Genomic DNA, 19728 nt, shown 5'->3' on the forward strand with positions numbered 1-19728 from the left:
TTCGCTGGCAAGCCAGCACCTACGAAAAGCGAGAGGTTGTCAATCTGGCTGTTAGCCGCAGAGCGCACCGCTCATCGGAGTGTTTACGCCGGCAAGCGCGCTGGGACTATGCATTCACAAAGGAAGTGAAAAAACTGTAGGAAAACTCCTATTTTTATCAGTGGCTACCTGCCATTTGTATTATCATCTGCGCCAAATTCTACCGAGCATTTCCGTCAGGTTCGCATTGATCGCGCCTGGCTGGATACGTGCGCCTGTTTATGGATAACCGCTGTTTTTTATGGACAATGTCGCTCCATCGCGTCGCTCTTTGTTGATTCTGTCCAAAGGTGCGCAACAGATCTCCACCCTTCCCGCGTTGCTGCCTGAGTATCGGCTGCTGTGTGGATCGGTGCGCGATATTGGCCAGGCCGATGAAGTTCTTGCCTGGGGTCGCAAGCCTAGCGCCTTGCGTGCGGAGGCTGCCGGCGTTGAGGCCGGGTTGCCGTTGCTCACGGTGGAAGACGGTTTTTTGCGCTCAGTGGGCCTGGGAGCCGATGAGCCGCCGTTGTCGCTGGTCGTTGACCCCCTTGGCATTTATTACGATGCCAGCAGTCCTTCTCGCCTCGAACAGTTGATCCCGGTTCCGCTCACCGAGGCTCAGAACCTGCGTGCCCGTGCCCTGCAAGCCAGTTGGTGCGAGGAGCGGGTGTCCAAATACAACGGCGCCCGCATCAAGGCTTTCGACTTGCCGCAGCCCTGCGTGCTGGTGGCGGATCAGACACGCGGTGATGCATCGCTGCAGGGTGCCAGCGCTGCCGACTTTGAGCGCATGCTCGACGCGGCGCTCGCCCGCCACCCGCAAAGCACCGTGGTTGTGAAGGTTCATCCCGATGTGGTGGCAGGGCGCAAGCAAGGCCACTTCGACCTGGTGGCGCTGCGCAAACACCCTCGTGTGAGGGTGATTGCCGAGGATGTGCATCCGGCGGAGTTGTTGTCCGGCGTGCAGGCCGTGTACGTGATGACCTCGCAACTGGGTTTCGATGCGTTGTTGTGGGGCGTGACGGTCTACACCTTCGGCATGCCGTTCTATGCCGGCTGGGGCTTGACTGTCGATGCCCTGCCCGCCCCCGAACGGCGCCAGCGCGTAAGCCTTGAACAATTGCTGCACGCGGCGCTGGTGGAATACCCGCGCTATGTCGACCCGGAGACAGGGGCGCCCTGTGAGCCCGAAACCGTTCTGAAGTGGCTGGGCCTGCAACGACGGATGCGCAGCCGGCTGCCTCAGGACCTGCAAATGGTTGGCTTCAGCAAGTGGAAGCAACCGTTGGTGCTGGATTTTTTCAATGGTTCAACGATTCGTTTCCTCGGTCGTTTTTCCCGTCGCCGTATCGACCCGATCATCACTTGGGGTTGCCAGCACGACGTGCCATTGACCAGGAAAATCGACAACCACCTCGGCCGCGTCGAAGACGGTTTTCTGCGTTCCGTCGGCCTGGGCGCGAAGAAAACCCGGCCGTTGTCCTGGGTCTTCGATGACCTGGGCATCTATTACGACGCGACCCGGCCTTCGCGTCTGGAACACCTTTTGCAGAATGAACCGTGCCCGCCCGGTCTGTTGCAGCGGGCAGCGGCGTTGCGTGAGGCAATCTGCACGGCCGGCGTGACCAAGTACAACCTGCCGGGCTCGACGTGGAAACGTCCGGCCGGTGTCGAGCGGGTGATTCTGGTGCCGGGCCAGGTGGAATCGGACGCTTCGATCCGTTATGGGGCGCACCGGATCCGCCGCAACCTTGATTTGCTCAAGGCGGTGCGCGAGCGCCATCCGATGGCGTGGCTGTTGTACAAGCCGCACCCTGAAGTACTGGCCGGCACCCGCGAGGCCGGTGAACACGAAGAACGCACCAGCGATTGGTGCAACCAGGTGGTGGGCGATGTGCCTTTCCACGAATTGCTGTCCGAGGTCGACGAGGTGCATGTACTGACCTCGCAATCGGGCTTCGAGGCTTTGTTGCGCGGGGTTCCGGTGACCACCTACGGCCAGCCGTTCTATGCCGGCTGGGGGCTGACCCGGGATTGCGACTTGAGTGCCGATGTCCAGGCGCGCCGCAGTCGGCGCCTGAGCCTGGATGAACTGGTGGCCGGGACCCTGATTCGCTACCCGACCTACGTAAGCCGAATCACACGAAAATTCACCACCCCCGAACGCACGCTAATCGAGATTCAGAACTGGGATGAAGTACCTACGCAAGGAAGAACGCCAACATGGCGAGAGATGATTCAGCGTTTGCTCCCTACCGCTTTGAGAACACTGCCAGGGAAGTCGTAGTGCCGGTAGAGCGTTCCAGGCGTGTGGTGTCGGTGAAACCACGCAACTCGTTCCTGTTCCTGCAGGGCGTCAGTTCGCCGTTTTTCTCGCGTCTGGTGCAAGCACTGCGGACCGAGGGGCAATTGGTCAAATCCGTCAATTTCAATATGGGCGACCTCCTGTACGGCAGCGGCGCGCGCGTGTTTTATTCGGCGCGGCCCGAGCAGTTGATGAACTTCTACAGCGATTGCTTCAAGTCTGACCACATCACCGACGTGGTGCTGTTCGGCGATTGCCGTCCGGTGCATCAACCGGCGGTGGAGCTGGCCAAGTCCCTGGGTATTCGCGTGCACGTGTTCGAGGAAGGCTACTTCCGCCCGTACTGGATCACCCTTGAGCGCAACGGGGTGAACAATCACTCGCTGCTGCCCCGGGATCCGGAGTGGTATCGGGAGGTCGGCAAGTACATTCCGCGTTACCACAACGGCAACTCGTTCCGCCTGTCCTTCGCTTCACGGGCCTTTCATGACGTGATGTACCACGTCGGTGGCGCGTTGAACAAAGCCGTGTTTCCCCATTACAAGACTCACGCCCCGTTCAACGCGGCCGTGGAATATGCGGGTTACATTCGCCAGGGGCTTCGCCTGGTCAGTGCCAAGGGCCGCGATTCCGAGGTGATCAGTGAGGTGGCGCGCAATCGCCACCGCACCTTCCTGTTGCCCCTGCAGCTGGACAGCGATGCGCAGATCCGCGATCACTCACCGTTCAAACACATGAAGGATGTGCTCAAGCATGTGATGGGCTCGTTCGCCCGGCATGCCGGCAGCGACGCGCGACTGGTGGTCAAGAACCATCCGTTGACGCCGGGGATCATCAATTACCACCGCATCACGCGACGCATTGCCCACAAGCTCGGCATCGCCGACCGTGTGGACTTCCTGGAAAGCGGGCACATGCCGACGCTGTTGTCCCATGTGGCCGGCGTGGTCACGGTCAACAGCACCGTGGGCGGTTCGTCGCTGATGCACAGCGTACCGACCATTGCTCTGAGCGATCCGATCTACAACCTCAAGGGGCTGACGCACCAGAGTGGCCTCGACGAGTTCTGGAACTCCCCGGAGCCACCCGACTCCACGCTGTTCCAACGCTTTCGCAGCACAGTCATTCACACCACGCAAGTCAACGGCGGCTTCTATACCCGCTGTGGCATCGACATGGCGGTGAACAACTCCCTGGAAGTGTTGATGGCCAAGACCTCGAAGATTGAACAATACCTATGACGCTGCAAAAGTCTCCACGCTGCATTCTCATCACCGGCGCCACGGGTGGAATTGGTGGCGCCCTGGCGCCCGCCTACGCGGCACCGGGGGTGACTCTGATCCTGCAGGGCCGACGTCTGGACCGCCTGGAAGAAATGGCCGCGCAATGCCGCGCCGCCGGCGCCCGGGTGTTGCTGAAAGCGCTGGATGTCCAGGACCTGGATGCCCTGCGCAGCTGGATCAGTGAGATCAGCGTCAGCGAGCAACCGGACCTGATCATCGTAGGTGCCGGGGTCAATACTTCGACCGGTGAAAATGGCGAAGGCGAAGTCTGGGAGCTGTCCCGGGCGCTGATCGAAATCAACGTACTGGCAGCGCTCGCCACGGTGCAGGCTGCCCTGCCGGCCATGCGCGCACGCAAGTCGGGGCAGATCGCCCTGTTCAGTTCGCTGGCCGGGTGGCGCGGCTTGCCGGCCACCCCGAGCTACAGCGCCAGCAAGGCGGCGATCAAGGCTTATGGTGAGGCCATGCGCGACCTGGTGGCGGTGGATGGGGTAAAGATCAACGTGATCATGCCCGGCTATGTCGAATCGAAAATGTGCTTTGAAATGCCCGGTCCGAAGCCTTTGCTCTGGACGCCGGACAAGGCTGCCCGACGAATCCGGCGCGGCCTGGCGGCGAACCAGGCGCGCATCAGTTTTCCCTTCCCGCTGAACCTTGGATGCTGGGCTCTGGGGGTCATTCCGCCACGGCTGTCTTCGATCATTTTGCGGTGGCTGGATTACGGTGCCTGATTTGTTGAGTAGTGCTTTTGTTCTGGTGGTTGTGCTTGGTTTTTGCCTTTCCTGCGCTTTCGAACTGTTGCTGATACCTCGTCCCGGATGGCGTCGCCCATTAGGCAGCTGGCTGCTTCATGCAGGCGCCTGGGTTTTCGCGGTGGGCTTGCTGTACCTGATCACCGGGCGCGCCTGGTTCAGTGCGGTGAACGTACTGGCCCTGTGGCTATTGATCGTGCTGGTCAGCAATGCCAAATACCATTCGCTGCGCGAGCCTTTCGTGTGCGCCGACTTCGAGTATTTCAGCGATGCCGTGCGCTTTCCGCGCCTGTATTTACCCTTCTTCGGCATCGGCAAGGCCATAGGCCTGGCGCTGCTGTTTGTCGTTTATCTGGCCTGCGGTTTGTATTTCGAACCTGTCGGCGCCGATGCCCGCGTCGTTGCGTCGAGCGCCTTGTTGTGTGGATTGGCCTTGCTGTGGCTCGGCAGCCGAAAGCCTTTGCAAGCGACCTTTGACGCCAGCCTTGACCTGGTTCGCTGGGGTCTGGCCGCGAGTTTGTGGACCTATTTTTTCGCCGCCCGGCGCCCTGTGTCGCTGGCGCAATTGAACTCGCCATTCGCAGAGGATCAGGCACGACCCATGATCGATGTCACCCTCGCGGATCTGGTGTCGGTCCAGAGCGAGTCGTTTTTCGATGCCCGCCGTTTGTGGCCCGGCATTCGGCCGCAGGTCCTGGGCCACTTCGACACCTTGCGCAGTGAAGCGCGGGCACAAGGCCGATTGCAGGTCGCGGCCTGGGGTGCAAACACTGTGCGCACTGAGTTCGCCTTTCTCACCGGCATCAAGGTGGACCAGCTCGGCGTCCACCGCTTCAACCCCTATCGCCATCTGGCGCGTAAAGGCGTCGCCAGCATCGCCCTGGCACTGAAACGCCAGGGTTATCGCACGGTGTGCGTGCATCCCTATGCAGGCAGTTTTTATGGGCGCGACAAGGTGTTGCCGGCGTTGGGTTTCGATGAGTTCATCGATGTGCGCAGCTTCACTGAACAACAGAAGGCCGGCCCGTTTATCGGCGACTGCGCCGTGGCCGACAAGATCACCGAGCTGCTCGATGCCCCTGGCCGTACGCAGCCGCTGTTCATCCATGCCATCACCATGGAAAACCACGGCCCATTGCACCTTGAGACGGTCGAAGCGGCCGACCTCACGCAATGGTTCGACCGTCCCCTGCCGGACGGCCTGCGCGACCTCGCCCCTTACGTGCGCCACTTGAGCAACGCCGATCGCATGCTTGGCCAATTGCGCGGGCACTTTCTGGCGCGCGGTACGCCCACCGGGCTGTGTTTTTTTGGCGACCATGTGCCCATCCTGCCCGACGTTTATGGCGTCCTCGGCGCGCCGGATGGCGACACCGAGTACTTCATCTGGTCCAACACCGCGCCGACCGGCAGTCCGCCCGCAGACCTGGGGGTCGAGCAACTGGCCAAGGCGTTTGTCGATCAGTTGGCACCCGCGTAATGACTCAGACCCGTAGTGAACCTTTGCAGATCGCCCTCGCCTCCAGCAACTCGGTGCGCGACCCGGCGATTGCAAAATGGATCACCTCAGGCCGCGGTTCACTGGCATTCATGCTCGGAGACGAGGATTGTCGCCATCGCCTGTTGGCGGACGGGATCAATTGGGACCGGGTGCTGGTTGCCTATCGAGGGGATGCCGCTATTGGCTATGCCGCCTTCAAGCACCTTCGGCGCGGACCGTTTTCCCCTGGCATGCAGCCATTCGTGCGTGAGTTCGGCCGGCTCGGTGGCGCACTGCGCTATGGCATGTTTGCTGTCAGCGAATGGCGCGAGTGGCACTTCGGATTTTATCTGTATGGCTTGCGCGTTCGCAAAATCGCCCGCCGCCAGGGTGTTGCCAGTGCCTTGTTGCACGCCGTGCTTATTCAGGCGCGTGACACTGATCATGAAAAAATAGAGCTGGAAGTGCAGGCGAACAATCTGCCGGCCCGAGCGTTTTACGCCCACCACGGCTTTTCGCCAAGACGCACCTTCGCCCTGCGCTGGCTCAAACATCTGATGCCGATCCCCGCCATCATCAATCTGCGTCGTACGGTATCGCCAAGTCATGAGTAGCCCCGAAATGAATCGATCCGTTGCCTTGGAGTCCCTGGTGGAAGGTCCCGGCTGGGTAGGCATCATGTCGCAGTGGGTGATGTGGAAGGTCTTCCACCTGAGTGAGTTCCTCGATCCCGAAGGACCGCCGCACTGGTTGTGGCGGCGCGGCCGACAGAAGCCCGCGGGATTGAAGGCCATCTCCGGGATCGGCTACAAGCGCTCCTCCGACCATGCGCGAGTGCTGTGCAAGCGCTGGGGGATTCCCTATGTAGCACTGGAGGACGGGTTTTTGCGCTCTTCGTCGCTGGGAGTTGAGGGTGATACACCGATGTCGATGGTGGTCGACCCCATCGGTATTCATTACCTCGCCGATCGGCCGTCGCTGCTGGAAAACATGCTGCAGACGCCGCATGACCTGACCGGTGCAGAACTGGCCACCGCAGCAGCGTTGATTGCCCTGATGCGCAGCAGCGGCATCGGCAAATACAACAACGCGCCGGACTTGAGCGATGACGACGCGCTGGGCCGCGAAAAGCCATTGGTCCTGGTGGTGGACCAGACCTATGGCGATTTTTCGATTCCCGGTGGCGGACTGTGCGAAGCCGATTTCATCCGCATGCTCGATGCTGCGCTGGCGGAAAATCCCGAGGCGGATGTGCGGGTGCGGATTCACCCGGACTGCGTCAACGGCCATAAAAAAAGCTGCCTGTTCGATGCCGCCGTTCAGCGCGGTATCCCGCTGGAAAGCCGCCATGTTTCGTGGGCGTCCCTCGCTCGCCGGGCGCAGCGTGTCTATGTCGGCACCAGTCAGGCCGGGCTTGAGGCACTGATTCAAGGTATCCCGGTGACCTGCTTCGGCTTGCCGTTCTATGCCGGCTGGGGTTTGACCGATGACCGTCTGCCCATCCCCCGCCGCCAGGCGCGCCCCACCCTGGAACAACTCGTGGCGGCCGCTTACATCCGTTATTGCCGTTACGTCGACCCGCTGACGGACCAGCGCTGCGACGTCATGACCGTGGCCCGCCAACTGGCGCGGCAAAAGCACCAGGACAGTCTGTTCGCCGGTAACGTGACCGTCGTCGGAGTGCCTCGACGTCAACGGGCGACGATCCGCGCTTTGCTCAACAGTCGCTGGGGGCGATTGACGTTCGCTGGCGACAGCACCGACTTGATCCAGGCCGCGACCCGTGAAACGGACAGGCTAGTGGTTTGGCACACCAGCGAAATCCACGACCTGCAACGCCGTGCCGAAGCCCTTGGTATACCGCTATGGCGTATTCGTCCGGGCGTACTGCAAACCGCCGACGGCGAAGAACGGACCCTGTCCCAGATACGCGGCATGCCCTGCAGCCCGGAACAGGCACGACAACACATCGCCCGCCCGACCACCGCCCTGCTCGACCGATACACACGTGTTCGACAGGTAGGCCGCTACATCAAAGGGATGATCTAGAGGTCGATCTTTGGACCGCCTTCTCTGTAGGAGCCGGCTTGCCGGCGAAGGCGGTCTTGAATACTGCACAGCCTCCAGGCTCACTGCGCTCGCCGCGCTTACAACCGCTCGAGCTCTTGCGCGACGATGGCGACGGTGTCGTCGATTTGTTCCGAGGTGTGCAGGCACGACACAAAAAAGCGCACACGGGCGGCCTTTTCCGGTACTGCCGGATGCAGGATCGGCTGGGCGTTGATCCCCCGCTTCGCCAGGGCACCGGATAATCGCGTGGCCTTGAGCGAGCTGCCGGTGATCACCGGAATCACCGCAAGCCCCGTGCTGGTACCGGTATCCAGCCCGGCCTCGCGGGCCAGGGCGAGAAACTGTTTGCCCCGCGCCTGCAAGGTCGCCACACGTTCGGCGTCATGGGCCATGCAACGCACGGCGGCCAGCGCCGCCGCCGCCACCGAAGCCGGCATGCCTACGCTGTAGAGAAACCCCGGCGCCATGAACTTCAGGTGTTCGACCAGTGCCGACTCGCCGGCAATGTACCCTCCGCAGCTGGCCAGGGTCTTGCTCAGGGTACCCATCCAGATGTCCACGTCGGAGCCTTTCAGACCGAAATGTTCGCGAATGCCTTTGCCGTTGGCCCCCATGACGCCCAGCGAATGGGCTTCGTCGACCATCAGGAACACACGGTGCTTGTTCTTTAATTCGACGAAACGCGGCAGGTCCGGGTAATCGCCGTCCATGCTGTAGATGCCTTCGAGCACCACCAGAACCCGCTCGAAATGCTGACGCTGATCGCCGAGCAAGCGGTCGAGCGCTTCCCAGTCGTTGTGGGCAAAACTGAGGCGGCGCGCACCCGATAACTGGATGCCTTGCAGCACGCTGTTGTGGATCAATTCGTCGTGGATCACCAGATCCCGCGGGCCGAACAGGTAGCCAATGGTAGTGACGTTAGTGGCATGACCGCTGACAAAAGTAACCGCGTCATCCACCTCGTACAGCCTGGCCAGCTCAGCCTCCAGCTCACGATGGATCGGTCGATCGCCGGACACCAGGCGACTGGCCGACACCGAGGTGCCGTAGTGATCGATGGCTGCCTTGGCCGCCTCGGCGACTACCGGATGGCCGGAGTAGCCCAGATAGTTGTAGCTGGCGAAGTTGACGAAGCGCTGGCCCTGGATCGTCGTTTCGGCGCCAGCCAGACTTTCGTGCAGCTTGAAAAATGGATTGGCCAGGCCAAAGCGCGCCGCGCCGTCGTGCATGATTCGCAGTTGCTGGTAACCAGGATGCAGATCGAAGCGGTAAAACTGCTCCGGCACTGTGCGGGCGCTGCGGTTCACGTCCGCCAGCGAGACCGGCGGCGTGTCATCGCCGGTCTGCCGCTGGCGTCGCTCCAGGGCTTGCTGGATCAGCTTGTCTTTCATTGAAGCGCCAAGCCCTGGTGAACGATTAGAGGTCATAGTCAGTGGTCAATTGATCAAACGGGAAAGTTGGGTATCGGGACTGCTCGCGCCAGAACCGACTTGCGTCAATTCTACTTCGGACAGCTCGACGCCATGGCGCGCCAGAGAGTCAGCGGTCCGCGCCTGCAAACTGTCCTCGGCATCCTGGCTGCCACGCAGCAACTCAAGAATACGTATGGTCAGCTTGGCAATGCTCGAGGTTTCGCTCAGCTCCATGACCGGCAGGCGAATACCGAAACGTTCCTCGACCGCGACCACCAGCTCCACGCTCATCAGCGAATCGAGCCCCAGCTCCTGAAGCGGGCGACTGCTGTCGAGCTTGCTGGCAGGGATGCGCAGGATCTCGCTGATTTCCTGCTTGAGCATTTCAGCAAACAGCTCGGTGAGCTCCTCGTCGTTCATTTCCAGAAGCAGGCGCTGGATATCATCGACATTGCTCTCCTCCTCCTGCTCACCACTGTGCAGGCGCGCCAGCTCAATGAACTTCGGCGATCCGGCTGCCGGCAGGAATCGCGACAGCGCTTTCCAGTCGAGCTCCAGCACACCGAGCCCGGAGCGTTTTTGCAGCAGCAGGTTTTCCAGGGTGTCGAGGGCCGCTTGCGACTGCAGGGCCGCACCGCCCATGCGACTTTGCAGGGCATCCTTGATGTCCTGGTTTCGAGCGAGGAAACCGGCATCGTCAATGGCGCCCCACAGCACCGCAGTGGCCGGCAAGCCTTGCAACAGGCGGTGACGGGCCAGCGCTTCGAGCCAGTGGTTGGCCGCTACATAGTTGGCCTGCCCCGGGTTGCCGAACAGAGTGGTCGCCGAAGAAAACAGCACGAACAAGTCCAGCGGCAGATGCGCGGTCAGTTCATGCAGCAATTGCGCGCCCTTGGCTTTGGGTTCGAGCACCCGTTGCAACTGGGCTTGCGTAAGGTTGCGAATCAAACCGTCATCGAACACCGTGGCCGCATGCACAACGCCCCGCAGCGGTGCCGTTGAAGCTTCAAGGCTCGACAGCACGCTGCGCAATTGCGCGATATCGGTAATGTCGCAAGCCAGCGCCTGAACCGCGATGCCCTGCTCACGCCAGGCCGCCAACGCCGGTTGCGCCTCCTCGGTCGCCGCGCCCCGACGACCCAGCAACGCCAGGTGACGAGCCCCCTTGTCCACCAGCCATTGCGCGGTACGCAGGCCAAAGCCACTGAGCCCGCCGGTGACCAGATAGGTGCCGTCGGCCGACAGTTGCAAGGTTTGCGCCTGCGCCACCGGAGCGCTGAACACCTGCTGGATTGGCGTGCGGTAGGTCACGACGATCTTGCCGATCTGTCGCGCCTGCTGCATGTAGCGGAACGACTCGACGACATCGTTGGCGTCGAACTCACGATACGGCAGCGGGCTGAGGATGCCATCGCGGAACAACTGCATCATGTCGCCAAACAGGCGACGGGTCAGTGCCGGGCGCTCGCTCATCAACTGGTCGGCATCGATGCCGAAGTAGCTGATGTTGTTGCGGAACGGCCGCAGACCGATTTTGGTGTTCTGGTAGAAATCGCGCTTGCCCAGTTCAAGGAATCGCCCGAACGGCTTGAGCACTTGCAGGTTGCGGTTGATCGCCTCGCCTGCCAACGAATTGAGCACCACGTCGACGCCACGGCCAGCGGTAATGGCGAGGATCTCGTCGGCAAACGCCAGTGATCGCGAATCGAACACATGCTCGACGCCGAGCAAGCGCAGGAAATCGCGTTTTTCGTCGCTGCCGGCGGTGGCGTAGATCTCGGCCCCGCACCATTTGGCGATCTGGATCGCGGCGATCCCGACGCCACCGGCAGCGCCGTGAATCAGGATTTTCTCGCCCGGTTCCAGGCGCGCCAGGTAATGCAGCGCGTAGTACACGGTGAAGAAGGTGCTAGGGATGGTCGCGGCCGCTTCGAAGGACATGCCCTCAGGGATCCGCGCCACCGCGTTGGCATTGGTCACCAGGCGGTTGGCGAAGCTCGACGGGCCGAAGCCTACCACCCGGTCACCCGGCTGGAAGTCACCTTCTACCTGCAGGCCCTTGCCACGCACGACACCGGCAAACTCGAAGCCCAGGGTCGGGCCGGAAAAACCGTTTTCGATGGCTTCATCCGACAGCAAACCCAACGCATACATGACGTCGCGGAAGTTGAGGCCGGTGGCCTGGACTTCGATGTCCAGCTCATCGCCCGCCGGCACCAACGCGTCGTGGGCTTCCCAACGCAGGTTGCGCAACTGGCCCGGCAGTTCGAAGCCAAGGCTGACCTGGGTCGGGGCCTGTTGACCGGCTGTGCGGTCCAGTTGATCCGGGCGCACCCGCAAACGGGCAACGTATCGATCACCCTCCGCGCTGATCGCCAGTTCGGTTTCTTCATCGGCATTGAGCAGCGCCGGCAGCAACGCTTCGACACCCGCCCCTTCAGCCAGGTCCAACAGACGAACGCGGCAGCCCACGGCCTCGTTGGCCAGCGTGCGGCCAAACCCCCACAACGCCGCATCGGCCAGGGTCGACACATTACCGGGCACTTGCGACGACACAGGCAGCAGGTGCACCGCCGCCCCGCGCGTCAACAACCAGCAGTCAGGGCTCACGCCCGCCTGTTCGCAAGCCTGGGTCAATCCTGCGGCGAGCATGCAACGCTCAGCCTGGCCATCCAGCCCTTGGGTGCCGAATAAACCACTGAGCAGTAACAGGTGCCGCGGTGCTGGCCCGGCGCTCAATTGCAGGGCCATGTCCTGTGCCGAAGCCGGCGCCAGCCAGTCAACGCTTTGCCCCTGATCGCGCAGGGCCAGGGTCAGTTGTTGTGCGAAAGCGTTTTCCGCGCCTTGCTGATCAGCCACCAGCAACCAGTGTTGAACGGGCAATGGTTGCGGATCGAATGCCACCACGCCTTCGGTCGTGCCCATCAGCACATAACTGCCGCTGGACATGGCTGGCATAAACTCCAGTACATCGTCGACGCTCAAGCCGTGACGACGCAGTTCCTGCTGCCAGAATCCCGGACGCTGTTGCACCGACAGGCTCCGTTGCCCTTCGCCGGTCAGCCACCATGAAGGTTGCGCGCCGAACACGAAGTCCGCCCAGCGCGCCGGGTGCTGTGCCAGCAGCATCAACTGCCCACCGGCCGACATGCGCACAGCCGCGTGGCCCAGGCTCTTGCTGATCGATTCCAGCGGCGCCAGGTCCGCGGCGACCAAGACCAGGTCAAAGCCGCTGGCAGGCACGGTCGGCAGCTGTTCGGCATCCGCCAGGCTGAGCAATTGCAGGTCCGGGAACTCGCCTTGCAGCAGGCTTGCCGGGTCCAGGTCGTCAGCGCTGTATTGGTAATCGACACGGTCGAAGTCCAGCTGTGCGCACAGTTGCGCAGCGAAGGGTGCACCACCGAAACCGAGCTCGAGAATTCGCAAGCGTTGCCCCGCCGGCAGCACGGCCAGACGTTGCTCGATGTGCTGTCTGATGCCGTCCAGCAAGGCGTGATAACCGCTGGCACCCAGGACCTGACGGGACAATTGGGCTGGCGAGGTTTCGCGCGGCAGCAACGTTTCAATCTGCTGGGCACCGCTGAGCAGGTCCAACAGGTGGATACCGATTCGCCCCACCGAGTGAATAATCTGGAAATGCTCGGGATAGCTGCGGAACAGTTCCTGCCAGATGTCCTGGGCGCTCGGACGCTCACCCTGATCGGCCACCTGCCAGGTGCCACCGCTGGCCATCAGGCTACCGTCGTCCACTGCCTGTTCCAGCAGGTGATCCAGATACCCCGAGTACCCCTGCGCCTGGGTTTGCCATGTCGCCCGCTGGGCAAGGCTCAGCTGACCACCCAGGGACTCGATGGCTTCCAGCACAAAGCTGCCACACAGGCTGTCCAGCAGCGGTTCGACTTCCTGGCTGTAGCGCTGCTGTGTCGGCTCATCAGCCACCGATGCCAGGCTCTGAACCAAGGTGTGATGCAAGGCCGGGGGTTTGAACGGCAACCCACGGGCGGCATTGGGATAAGGTTTGGCGATGCCGGCGAAATCCGCCAGCTTCAGGTCGCCACTGCGATCCTTGTGCAATTTGACCGCACGGAAACGCGCGTCCTTGATGCACACCACGGCGCGCCCTTGGGCGTCGTACAGGGTGAAGTCGGCCAACAGGGAATGTTCCGACCGGCGCACCAGGCGCACTTTCGCCAGGCAGGGTGGCAGGCTTGCGGCGGCAAAATTGATCCGACCCAGTTTTACCGGGATAAACGCCAGGCCATTACGCGCCTTGGGGTCTGCGCTCAGCAACTGCGTGATCAGCTGGAACGCACTGTCCAGCAACGCCGGATGCAGGTGCAAGGTTGCCAGTTCGGACGCAATTACCTGGGGAGCGCTGAGCTGCGCCAGCACCTGGTCACCGTCGATCCAGCCGGCTTCGATGGCCTGATAGGCCGGGCCGTAGTTAAGGCCAACCGCACAGGTCAGTTGCAAATGTTGCGCTCGATTGAAATCCGGGGCGCGAGTGGGCAGTGCCGGTGCCTGTTCGTTCAGCAGGACACCACGCGCCTCGCCCGGCAAACGGGCAACCACGTGTCGCGCCCACGGTTCTTCCTGGGCCGTGCTGCGCGACACAATGGAGACGGTGCCATCGCTGCTGTCGATCTGCACACGCACGCGCTTGCTCGACTCGGCATGCAGCACCAACGGATTGTGGATTTCCAGTTCTTCGATGTCGACGTACTGACCCGGCTGGTAGCACTGCGCCGCCGCCAGGACCAGTTCAGTGAAACCGGCCCCCGGGAACAGCACCGCATCGCCGACCTTGTGGTCATCCAGCGACGCAAACAGTTGTGTATCGAGACGGTTTTCCCAGGTCAGCTCATGCCCCGGAACGGCATGACCGAGCAGCGGATGCTGCCGCTCAAGGTAAAGCGCCCGGCTCGACTCCGGCGTGTCGCCATGCCAGTGCCGCTCGCGCTGCCATGCGTAGTTGGGCAAGCGCACGAACTGCCCGGTGCTCGGGAACAGGCACGACAGATCAGTCTCGACGCCACTGATCAGCACCTTGGCCACCGCACGGGTGACCCGCTGTGGGGCGTCGTCATTGCGCATCAGTGTGGTAATCGCCACGCCCTCTTGACCCTGTGCGGCCAAGGCATCGCTGACATAGCTGCGCAGGACCGGATGCGGACCGACCTCGACAAAGACGTTGTAGCCCTGTTCGCACAGGGTTTCGCTGGCGGACTGGAACAACACCGGGAAACGGATGTTCTGCCACCAGTATTCGGCGTCCAGACGTTTTCCATCCAGCAAGCCACCGGTGACTGTGGAATACAAAGGGATCTGGCCGCTGCGTGGAGCGATGTCGCGCAACGCCTCGACCACCTGTTCGCCGATCATGTTCATCGCCGGCGAGTGGAAGGCGTAGTCCAGGGCAAGGCGACGAACAAATACCTGACGTTCGCTCAGCACCTGCTCAAGACGCTCCAGGCCACTGACAGAACCGGCCACGGTCGCGCCCTTGAAGCTGTTTTCGCCAGCCAGGACCACATCGTCAAGGCCCAACTCCTGGAGCAGATTCGCGGTGTCGCTGCCCGACAAGCCAACGGCGGACATTTGTCCATAACCGGCCGTGAGCCCCTGCAAGCGACTGCGGTGGTAGATCACCCGGGTCGCGTCAACCAGGGTCAAGGCACCGCACGCCCAGGCGGCGGCGACTTCGCCAACGCTATGGCCCATCACGACCTGCGGCACCACTCCCTGGCTGGCCAGCATGCGGGTGACACCGACTTGCAGCGCGAACAGGGCCGGCTGGGCTATTTCGGTCAAATGATACCGGTCCTGCCCGTTTTCACCCGCCAGTTCGGCAATCAGCGAGTAGCCGGACAATGGCTGGAACACCGCATCGATTTCAGCGACGGCGGCATGGAACACCGGGTCCGCGAGCAACCCTTTGCCCATCCCTTGCCATTGCGACCCATTGCCGGAGAAAACAAACACCGGCCCCTTGGCCTGATCCAGCGCCCGACCGCTTTCCACCACGGAGCTCAGGGCCGAGACGGCCGGGTCCAGGGCGAAATCCAGCAGCGCCTGGGCGCTGTGCTGGAGGTCGCTGTCGACCACCACCACACGTTGCGGATGCAGGTCACGACGCATCATCACCTGATACGCAACGTCATACAGGCTGGAAGCCGGGTTGTCGTTGAGGTGATGCGCGATGCTTTGCGCCATCGCCGCCAGCCCACCGCCGTCTTTGGCCGTGACCATCAATGGCACCGCCGCATGCGTGGTCACGACCGCGCACGGCGCAGCGTCCGGTGTGTGGCTTTGCAGGATGACGTGGGCGTTGGCGCCGCCAAACCCGAACGAATTGACCCCGACCACCAGCGTGCCATTGGGCTTGAGCGCATGGTTGCGGGTGGCCACATTGAGGTTCAGGTCGGCGAAAGGAATGCGCGGATTGAGGTTCTTGATACCGATAGTGGCCGGCACCTGGCGTTCGGTAACGCAGTACAGCGCTTTCATCAAGCCGGCCACCCCGGAGGCAGCCTCCAGGTGACCGATGTTGCTTTTGACCGAGCCGATCAGCAACGGCTTGTCAGCCCCGCGAACCTGGCCCAACGCCAGGCCGATGGCCCGGCTTTCAATGGGATCGCCCACCGGCGTGCCTGTGCCGTGGGCTTCCAGGTAATCGATGTCGGCCGGCGAAATGCCAGCACTGGCGTAGGCCTGAGTCATCAACGCAGCCTGGGCATCGGCACTTGGCACGGTAAGCCCGGACTTGCGTCCATCGGTATTGACCGCGCTGCCCGCCACGACCGCCAGGATCTGGTTGCCGTCCGCTACCGCCTTGTCGTAATCCTTGAGATAGAACAGCCCGGCGCCTTCGGATCGCACATAACCGTCACCGGCTTCGTCGAAGACGTTACAGCGCCCTTTGCGCGACAGCATCGATGCCTTCGAGAAGATCAGAAAGCCGAACGGGTGCAGGTGCAGGCTGATACCGCCGGCCAGTGCCTGGTCGATATCTCCGCTTTGTATGGCCTGGCAAGCCTGGTGGAACGCGACCAATGACGATGAACAGGCGGTATCGACCGCCATGCTCGGACCGTGCAGGTCATAAAAGTACGACAGACGATTGGCCGCGATGCTGAACGTGTTACCCGTGGCTGTCGAGGCATCGACCAGTGACAGGTCATGGGCCAGGCGATAGGCATAGTCGGTGCTGGCAATGCCCAGGTACACGCCGCAATTGCTGCCGCGCACACTCGATGGCTTGACCCCGGCGTTCTCGAACACTTCCCAGCCCAGCTCCAGTAACAGACGCTGTTGGGGGTCCATGATCGCCGCTTCACGGGGGGAAATACTGAAGAAGCCTGCATCGAAGGTGGAAATATCACCCAACGTGCCAGCCGCCAGCGTGTAGGTCGTACCGGGGTTGGCCTTGTCGGGATGAAAAAACGCTTCATGGGACCAGCGGGACGGGTCGACCTGGGTGATGAAATCATGCCCTTCCAGCAGGTTCTGCCAGAAAGTTGCGGAAGTGGAGCCAGGAAAACGGAACGAAGCCCCAATAATTGCAACTTTCTTACGCATGACATCTCCACCTTTTTATATTCTCAGCGCAACCGCCATCACCTCGTGCGATAGCTGCGTCGAGCGCTTTCGTGCGCTCAACAAAACGTTGAGAGGCTTGCTGAATTCTGTTGGGTAGTAACTCTGTATTTATTGTTAGGAGCACTTTTTACCCGGCATCGGCCTAATCGTTTCAGGCCCGGCGCGGGGCGCAAAATCATACGCTGAGCGCCCCGTTAGGGAAACCCTTACAAAGCGTTACATTGCGACCCGTCGTCGTAATGTTGAACATTGTTTCCCGACGGCCGTCCGACGAAAAAAAATAAATTCAACAAACGGGCACCGCGGCCGACAACCCGTCAAAGCCTTGCGGATTGAACAAGTCATGCGTAACAACCAGCCCATTACACAACGTGAACGGACCTTCCCGGCTCAGCAACGGTTGATTTCCACCACCGATGCCAAGGGCGTGATTACTTACTGCAACGACGATTTCGTCGAAATCAGCGGGTTTTCCCGGGAAGAACTCATCCGTGCGCCGCATAACCTGGTGCGTCACCCCGACGTTCCGGCTGCGGTCTTCGCGCATATGTGGGCGACACTGAAGCAAGGCTTGCCATGGATGGGCATTGTCAAGAACCGCTGCAAGACCGGTGACCACTATTGGGTCAATGCCTATGTCACGCCGGTCTTCGATGGCAATCAGGTGATCGGTTACGAGTCGGTGCGGGTCAAGCCCACCGCCGAACAGATCCGCCGTGCCGAGGCGCTATACCAACGCATCAACCAGGGCAAGTCGGCCATTCCCTCCTCGGATAAATGGCTGCCGGTTCTCCAGGACTGGCTGCCGTTCATTCTGGTCAGCCAACTGAGCTTCATGATCGGCGCGACACTGAACTCCCAATGGGGCTTCGCTCTGGCTGCCGGCCTCTCGGTGCCGCTGGGCCTGATGGGGCTGAGCTGGCAACAGCGCGGCCTCAAGCGTTTGTTGCGCCTGGCCGAGCAGACCACCTCCGACCCGCTGATCGCGCAGATGTATACCGACAGTCGCGGCGCCCAGGCGCGCCTGGAGATGTCGATCCTCAGCCAGGAAGCACGCCTGAAAACCTGCCTGACCCGCCTGCAGGACACCGCTGAGCACCTGAACGATCAGGCCAAACAATCCGACGCCCTGGCCCACAAGAGCTCCAGCGGCCTGGAACGCCAACGCGTCGAAACCGAGCAGGTGGCGACCGCCGTCAACCAGATGGCCGCCACCACCCAGGAAGTCGCCAGCCATGTGCAGCGCACCGCCGATGCCACTCAGGAAGCCAATCGCCTGACCAGTCGTGGTCGTGACATCGCCGGTGAAACCCGCGAAGCCATCCAGCGCCTGTCGGTGGTGGTGGGTGAAACCGGTCAGACCGTGACTCAACTGGCCAAGGACAGCAACGAAATCGGTGGCGTGGTCGATGTGATCAAAGGCATCGCCGACCAGACCAACCTGCTGGCACTGAACGCGGCCATCGAAGCGGCCCGTGCCGGCGAGATGGGGCGCGGTTTTGCGGTAGTGGCCGACGAAGTCCGCCAACTGGCGCAACGCACCAGCGAATCCACCGGGCAGATTCATGCGCTGATCGCCAAGCTGCAACAAACCGCCGGCACCGCCGTGCAAACCATGGAAGCCGGGCATCGTCAGGCCGAAGAAGGTGTGGCACGGGTGCTGGAAGCGGATCAGGCGCTGGTGGGGATCAGCGAAGCGGTGGCCAACATCACCGACATGACCACCCAGATCGCGGCTGCGACCGAAGAGCAGAGCGCCGTGGCAGAGGAGATCAGCCGCAACATCAGCAATATTTCGGAACTGGCGGACCAGACCTCGGAACAGGCGCAGAATTCGGCGCTGTTGAGCGAGGAACTGACGAAGACGGCCAATACCCAATATTCGCTGGTGGAGCGGTTTAACCGCTAGGCCTTGATACCGCCATCGCTGGCAAGCCAGCTCCTACAGAGACCGCAATCCCTTGTAGGAGCTGGCTTGCCAGCGATGAGGCCCTCACTGCTGGCGAAAACTTTACTGAATAAACACCGCGACTTCCCCCGCCACTGACCAAAACACGATACTGCCTGGAAGGCCGCCTTCACTGGCAAGCCAGCTCCTACAGAAACGCTGCAACCTTCTGCGCCGCAGCCGCCAAATGCTGCACATGACTAAACCCGGAAACCTTCAACGGTTTCAAATCATGATCCCCCGCCACCAGCCAGAACACCTCAATACTCGGCGATAACGCATAACCCTCGACCGCCTCGCGATTACCCAGTGCATCCCTTTCACCCTGCACGATCAACGTGCGGGTTTTCAAAGAAGCCAAATGCTCCACCCGCGGCTTCTCCGGCTTGCCCACGGCATAAAACGGATAACCCAGGCACACCAGCGCATCCGCCCCCAATTCATCCGCCAGCAAACTGGCCATCCGCCCGCCCATGGACTTGCCACCAATGGCCAGCGGCCCAGTGACATGGCGTCGCACCACGGCATACACCTCACGCCAGCACTCCAGCAGTTTCGGAGCCGGGTTCGGCGGGCGTTTACTGCCGTCGATACGTCGCTGCACCATGTAGGGAAACTCGAAGCGCAATACGTTCACGCCTTGCGCGGCGAGGCGTGCAGCCATGTCGGTCATCCAGTCGCTGTCCATCGGTGCGCCGGCGCCATGGGCAAGAACCAGCGTTGCCGAAGCCTTGCCGGCAGCGGCATTCCACAGCCATCCATGATCCCGCACGCACTGCGCCCATTGATCCCCGTCAATACTGGCCTTGTGCTCTTTGTCCATGCTTGCCTCGCTTTTAGTCTGCCTATAACTCCAGG

The 19728-nt window shown here is 61.7% G+C and carries 10 protein-coding genes; 7 read left to right on the forward strand and 3 right to left on the reverse strand.

The features are described from left to right. The first annotated feature begins 280 nt into the window (after positions 1-280). The 6 genes from QMK58_RS21185 to QMK58_RS21210 all read left to right on the forward strand — a co-directional run bounded on the left by QMK58_RS21185 (position 281) and on the right by QMK58_RS21210 (position 7890). On the forward strand, positions 281-2308 hold the full coding sequence (locus tag QMK58_RS21185) for a capsular polysaccharide biosynthesis protein (protein WP_320395386.1): 2028 nt from the start codon (positions 281-283) through the stop codon (positions 2306-2308). Continuing rightward, the gene (locus tag QMK58_RS21190; protein WP_082344440.1) at positions 2308-3567 is read left to right on the forward strand and encodes a capsule biosynthesis protein; all 1260 of its coding nucleotides are present in this window, start codon (positions 2308-2310) and stop codon (positions 3565-3567) included. Before QMK58_RS21185 ends, QMK58_RS21190 begins: the two co-directional genes overlap by 1 nt. Beyond that, on the forward strand, positions 3564-4340 hold the full coding sequence (locus QMK58_RS21195; RefSeq protein WP_053157564.1) for an SDR family NAD(P)-dependent oxidoreductase: 777 nt from the start codon (positions 3564-3566) through the stop codon (positions 4338-4340). The genes QMK58_RS21190 and QMK58_RS21195 overlap by 4 nt, the downstream gene beginning before the upstream one ends. A 142-nt stretch (positions 4341-4482) precedes the next feature. Further along, positions 4483-5841 carry an LTA synthase family protein gene (locus QMK58_RS21200; RefSeq protein ID WP_413817390.1) on the forward strand — a complete coding sequence of 453 codons (1359 nt, stop codon included), beginning with the start codon at positions 4483-4485 and terminating at the stop codon, positions 5839-5841. Continuing rightward, positions 5841-6455, forward strand: a complete 615-nt coding sequence (locus QMK58_RS21205) for a GNAT family N-acetyltransferase (protein ID WP_053157561.1) — start codon at positions 5841-5843, stop codon at positions 6453-6455. The genes QMK58_RS21200 and QMK58_RS21205 overlap by 1 nt, the downstream gene beginning before the upstream one ends. A 7-nt stretch (positions 6456-6462) precedes the next feature. Then, positions 6463-7890, forward strand: coding sequence for a capsule biosynthesis protein (locus QMK58_RS21210; RefSeq protein ID WP_053157557.1), 1428 nt, complete (start codon positions 6463-6465; stop codon positions 7888-7890). Positions 7891-7988: 98 nt separating this feature from the next. On the opposite strand, the gene QMK58_RS21215 is transcribed toward QMK58_RS21210, so the two are convergent. Both QMK58_RS21215 and QMK58_RS21220 read right to left on the reverse strand, forming a co-directional pair. Further along, complete coding sequence (locus QMK58_RS21215; protein WP_320395388.1) at positions 7989-9338, reverse strand: aminotransferase class I/II-fold pyridoxal phosphate-dependent enzyme; 1350 nt, start codon at positions 9336-9338, stop codon at positions 7989-7991. Positions 9339-9347: 9 nt separating this feature from the next. Further along, the gene (locus QMK58_RS21220) at positions 9348-16901 is read right to left on the reverse strand and encodes an SDR family NAD(P)-dependent oxidoreductase (protein WP_320395389.1); all 7554 of its coding nucleotides are present in this window, start codon (positions 16899-16901) and stop codon (positions 9348-9350) included. A gap of 364 nt (positions 16902-17265) precedes the next feature. On the opposite strand from QMK58_RS21220, the gene QMK58_RS21225 reads away from it, so the two are divergent. Continuing rightward, positions 17266-18831 (forward strand): PAS domain-containing methyl-accepting chemotaxis protein, encoded by a 1566-nt coding sequence (locus QMK58_RS21225; RefSeq protein WP_320395390.1) that lies wholly within the window; start codon positions 17266-17268, stop codon positions 18829-18831. A 187-nt stretch (positions 18832-19018) separates the two neighbouring features. On the opposite strand, the gene QMK58_RS21230 is transcribed toward QMK58_RS21225, so the two are convergent. Then, entirely contained in the window at positions 19019-19693 is a 675-nt protein-coding gene (locus QMK58_RS21230; protein WP_053157545.1) for an alpha/beta fold hydrolase, read from the reverse strand. Between the last annotated feature and the right edge of the window lie 35 nt (positions 19694-19728).

Origin of the sequence: Pseudomonas sp. P8_241, from assembly GCF_034008315.1 — a bacterium.
Taxonomy (GTDB): Bacteria; Pseudomonadota; Gammaproteobacteria; order Pseudomonadales; family Pseudomonadaceae; genus Aquipseudomonas.

What these genes read in the sequence shown, in the direction of transcription:
- QMK58_RS21185 (WP_320395386.1), top strand. Translation starts at nt 281, where the DNA reads ATGGACAATGTCGCTCCATCGCGTCGCTCTTTGTTGATTCTGTCCAAA.
- QMK58_RS21195 (WP_053157564.1), top strand. Translation starts at nt 3,564, where the DNA reads ATGACGCTGCAAAAGTCTCCACGCTGCATTCTCATCACCGGCGCCACG.
- QMK58_RS21205 (WP_053157561.1), top strand. Translation starts at nt 5,841, where the DNA reads ATGACTCAGACCCGTAGTGAACCTTTGCAGATCGCCCTCGCCTCCAGC.
- QMK58_RS21210 (WP_053157557.1), top strand. Translation starts at nt 6,463, where the DNA reads ATGAATCGATCCGTTGCCTTGGAGTCCCTGGTGGAAGGTCCCGGCTGG.
- QMK58_RS21215 (WP_320395388.1), bottom strand. Translation starts at nt 9,338, where the DNA reads ATGACCTCTAATCGTTCACCAGGGCTTGGCGCTTCAATGAAAGACAAG.
- QMK58_RS21220 (WP_320395389.1), bottom strand. Translation starts at nt 16,901, where the DNA reads ATGCGTAAGAAAGTTGCAATTATTGGGGCTTCGTTCCGTTTTCCTGGC.
- QMK58_RS21225 (WP_320395390.1), top strand. Translation starts at nt 17,266, where the DNA reads ATGCGTAACAACCAGCCCATTACACAACGTGAACGGACCTTCCCGGCT.
- QMK58_RS21230 (WP_053157545.1), bottom strand. Translation starts at nt 19,693, where the DNA reads ATGGACAAAGAGCACAAGGCCAGTATTGACGGGGATCAATGGGCGCAG.